Here is a 4,096-nt window from a genome sequence, read left to right as displayed (position 1 = left end):
ATTTAAGTCAGTTCAAAGGTAAGAAAGTGAAATTAACATTTGATTACATTACGGATGGTGGTTTAGCGTTAAACGGATTCGCTCTTGATAATGCGTCATTAACAGTAGAYGGTCAAGTTGCATTCTCWGATGATGCAGAAGGTACAYCACAATTTAAATTARATGGTTTYGTTGTATCTAACGGAACAGAGAAGAAAAAACATAACTACTATGTTGAGTGGAGAAACTATGCGGGTTCAGATAACGCATTGAAATTTGCTCGCGGTCCAGTATATAACACTGGTATGGTTGTATGGTATGCGGATTCAGCTTACACAGATAACTGGGTTGGCATACATCCAGGACATGGTTTCCTTGGTGTAGTTGACTCTCATCCAGAAGCAATTGCAGGAACTTTAAATGGCAAACCAACATTTAAAAGCAGTACRCGATTCCAAATYGCTGATKCGGCGTTCTCATTCGAYAAAACGCCAGCTTGGAAAGTTGTATCTCCAACGCGTGGAACATTCGTATACGATGGATTACCAGGGGTACCGAAGTTCGATGACTCTAAAAAGTATATTAATGAGCAGATTCCAGATGCAGGACGTATTTTACCGAAGCTTGGCCTGAAGTTTGAAGTAGTAGGACAAGCTGATGATAATTCTGCAGGTGCTGTTCGTTTATACCGTTAATACAGTAAAACTACCGGGAGATTTTCTTTCGGTAGTTTTTTGTGAGCAATGAATTTTATATAAAGGGAAAAGTTATATATAATGTAACTTTAAGAATAGAAATTTGTTACATATGAAGTCTATATAAATAATGAAAGAATTGGATAAAAATAGTGGGAGAAGGTGAGTGCATGAGTATTTCCTCTATTGTAAATAAACAAAAGGAATATTTTTACAAAGGACATACGAGAAGTCTAGAGACGAGAAAGAATAATTTGAAGAAGCTTTATGAAGGAATTCAGCGTTTTGAAGGTGAGATTTTTCAAGCGTTGAAATTAGATTTGAATAAATCAGTTCACGAATCATTTACAACAGAAATTGGATATGTACTAAAAGAGATTTCTTTTCAAATGAAGCATATTTCATCTTGGAGTAAAYCAAAGCGTGTTCGCACAGCTCTTACTCATTTTGGATCGAAGGGGAAAGTGGTGCCAGAACCGTATGGTGTGACGCTTATTATCGCACCGTGGAACTATCCGTTTCAATTAGCAATTGCACCACTCGTAGGAGCATTGGCAGCTGGCAATACAGTCGTTTTAAAGCCGTCAGAGTTAACGCCAAACGTTTCAAAAGTGCTTACGAGAATGTTAGGTGAATTATTCCCAGAAGAGCTTGTATCGGTAGTAGAAGGCGGCGCTCAGGAAAGYACTGCACTTTTAAAGGAACCGYTTGACTATATTTTCTTTACAGGTAGTGTTGGTGTTGGAAAAGTTGTGATGGAAGCAGCGGCGAAAAAATTAACGCCTCTTACGTTAGAGCTTGGCGGGAAAAGCCCATGTATTGTACATAAAGATGCAAAGCTAGATGTAACCGCAAGACGTATCGTTTGGGGGAAGTTTTTGAATGCTGGGCAGACGTGTGTAGCGCCTGATTATATGTACGTTCATTCTTCAGTGAAAGAGCAGTTAATCGAGGCATTACGACATGAAATCGCAGAGCAATATGGAAAAGATGCTTTGCAAAATGACAATTATGTACGAATTGTGAGTGAGCGTCATTTTGAACGCTTATGTACATTTTTGCAAGATGGTAAACCTGTGATTGGCGGGAATTATACGAAAGAAACATTACACATCGAGCCGACAGTATTAACGAATGTTACATGGCAAAGTGCTGTTATGGAAGATGAAATTTTTGGGCCGATTTTACCAATTATAGAATATGATAAAATAGAAGAGGTAATTGAAACGATTCAGCACCATCCAAAGCCGTTAGCACTATATGTATTTTCTGAAGATAGAAAAGTGCAAGAGAAAGTGACGAGTAATATTTCATATGGCGGAGGATGTATAAATGATGTCGTATATCATCTTGCAACGCCATATTTACCTTTTGGGGGCGTTGGAAGYAGTGGATTAGGCAGCTATCATGGTGAACAAAGTTTTCGGACTTTTTCCCATTATAAAAGCATTTTGTCCCAATCTACAGCATTCGACATGAAAATTCGTTACTCTTCTACAAAAAGTGCTTTAAAATTCATACGAAAGTTGTTAAAATGATGATGGTGTTTATCAGTAGGCGTAGCCGTATGATAAAAACCCCTTCGCAACTGAAGGGGTTTTTCTGTTCGACATATGTATTATGCGAAAATGAATCAAACATACTACATAAAGAATAGAAGAGAACGCTGCTAAACAACCATTTTTGTTTGGATCGAAACAAAAAAATAGTCTATAGAACATAAATATTTATTCATGAATATAAAAATTAAAATTTAAGGTAGATAGGACGGGAAAATGAAAAAGATTATTAAAGTTGAAGCAGTAGAAAAACATTTTGGAAATCAAGTGATTATCCCCCCTCTTTCTTTAGATATTAAAGAAGGAGAATTTTTAACAATTTTAGGACCGAGTGGTTGCGGGAAAACGACTTTACTTCGTATGATCGCAGGATTTGAAACCCCAACTAAAGGGAATCTTTTATTAGATGATGAAAAGATTAACGATTTGCCGCCATACAAGCGTCATATGAATTTAGTGTTCCAACATTACGCACTATTCCCACATATGAATGTTGAAAAAAATATTTGTTTCGGTATGAAAATGCAAAAAGTATCAGCAGCAGAACAGAAAGAACGTGCGGAAGAGGCAATGCGTTTAACGCAGTTACTTGAGTTCCGTAATCGTAAACCTTCGAAGCTTTCTGGTGGACAGCAGCAGCGTGTAGCAATTGCAAGAGCAATTGTAAACAACCCACGTGTATTACTATTAGATGAGCCACTTGGAGCGCTTGACTTTAAGTTAAGAAAAGATTTGCAACGTGAATTGAAAAACTTACAACGTAATTTAGGAATTACATTCATATATGTAACGCACGATCAAGAAGAAGCGATGAGTATGAGTGATCGTATTGTCGTTATGAATAAAGGGCATATCGAACAAGTTGGCACGCCTAAAGAAATTTACAATAAGCCGAAAACATTGTTTGTTGCGACGTTCATCGGTGAAAATAATATCGTGAAAAATGGGGAAAACTACGTAGCAGTTCGCCCTGAAAATGTAAAAGTTCGCTCGGTTGAAGAGCCAATTTTAAAAGAATACCATCTTGGACATATTGAAGATATTGAATTTGTTGGAAATATGGAAAAGCTATATGTACGTGAGGAGAAAACAGCGGAATTACTAATGGCATATCAAACTGCTGAAGAAGCAACGCAGTGGAGCATTGGAGATAATGTATATGTAGGCTGGGAGCAAGAGGACGAGGTGACCTTAAATTGAAGAAAGGGAAATTACTCGCATTACCTACAGTCGTATGGCTGTTACTCTTCTTCCTAATTCCACTTCTGTTCGTATTAGCATTTGCCTTCATGCAGCGTGGAGCATACGGGACAGTGGAAATGAAATTTACATTAGATAACATAGCACGTGTGTTTGATCCATTATATATGGGGACGTTATGGGAAACAGTGAAGATAGCTGTTATTACGACAGTACTATGTTTATTAATCGGTTATCCATTCGCCTATACAATTACAATTGTTGATCGTAAATATCGTTCTATCCTTCTATTATTGGCAACGATTCCGTTCTGGATTAACTTTCTTGTTCGTTCATACGCATGGATTGTTATTTTACGTTCACAAGGWCTTGTAAACACATTGCTATTGAAACTAGGTATTATTAGTGAACCTTTAAATCTGCTATATAATACGCCTTCTGTAATACTCGGAATGGTATATTCTTTATTACCATTTATGATTTTACCAGTGTATGCAGCAATTGAGCAGCTTGATAAGCGTAAGCTAGAGGCGGCTTATGATTTAGGAGCAACACCAGTAAAGGCATTTTGGAATGTAACAGTACCGATGACGATGTCAGGGATTACAACTGGTTCTATTTTAGTATTCGTTTCTTCTATCGGAATGTTTGTTGTATCAGACG

Annotated in this window: 3 protein-coding genes and 1 pseudogene; all 4 read left to right on the top strand. The window is 37.3% G+C overall.

All coding sequences use genetic code 11. From position 1 onward, the window contains the following. Positions 1-674, top strand: a pseudogene (locus AC1DJR_RS19770) (peptidase M6); the annotation flags it as partial. Positions 675-844: 170 nt separating this feature from the next. Continuing rightward, positions 845-2,212: an aldehyde dehydrogenase gene (locus AC1DJR_RS19765; protein ID WP_477003314.1), complete on the top strand. Its 1,368-nt coding sequence runs from the start codon at positions 845-847 to the stop codon at positions 2,210-2,212. A gap of 237 nt (positions 2,213-2,449) precedes the next feature. Further along, on the top strand, positions 2,450-3,433 hold the full coding sequence (gene potA / locus AC1DJR_RS19760; RefSeq protein ID WP_002030425.1) for a spermidine/putrescine ABC transporter ATP-binding protein PotA: 984 nt from the start codon (positions 2,450-2,452) through the stop codon (positions 3,431-3,433). Next, positions 3,430-4,096 (top strand): spermidine/putrescine ABC transporter permease PotB (potB, locus tag AC1DJR_RS19755; protein ID WP_477003313.1); only part of this gene is annotated, 667 nt, incomplete at its 3' end. The genes potA and potB, both read left to right, overlap by 4 nt.

The organism is Bacillus sp. 05T31 (genome assembly GCF_056396725.1).
The sequence above is the reverse complement of the archived record's forward strand: the minus strand, read 5'-3'. Positions and strand labels throughout refer to the sequence as shown.

Excerpts from the sequence above, each read along its gene's own strand:
- potA (WP_002030425.1), top strand. The coding sequence starts at position 2,450 with ATGAAAAAGATTATTAAAGTTGAAGCAGTAGAAAAACATTTTGGAAAT.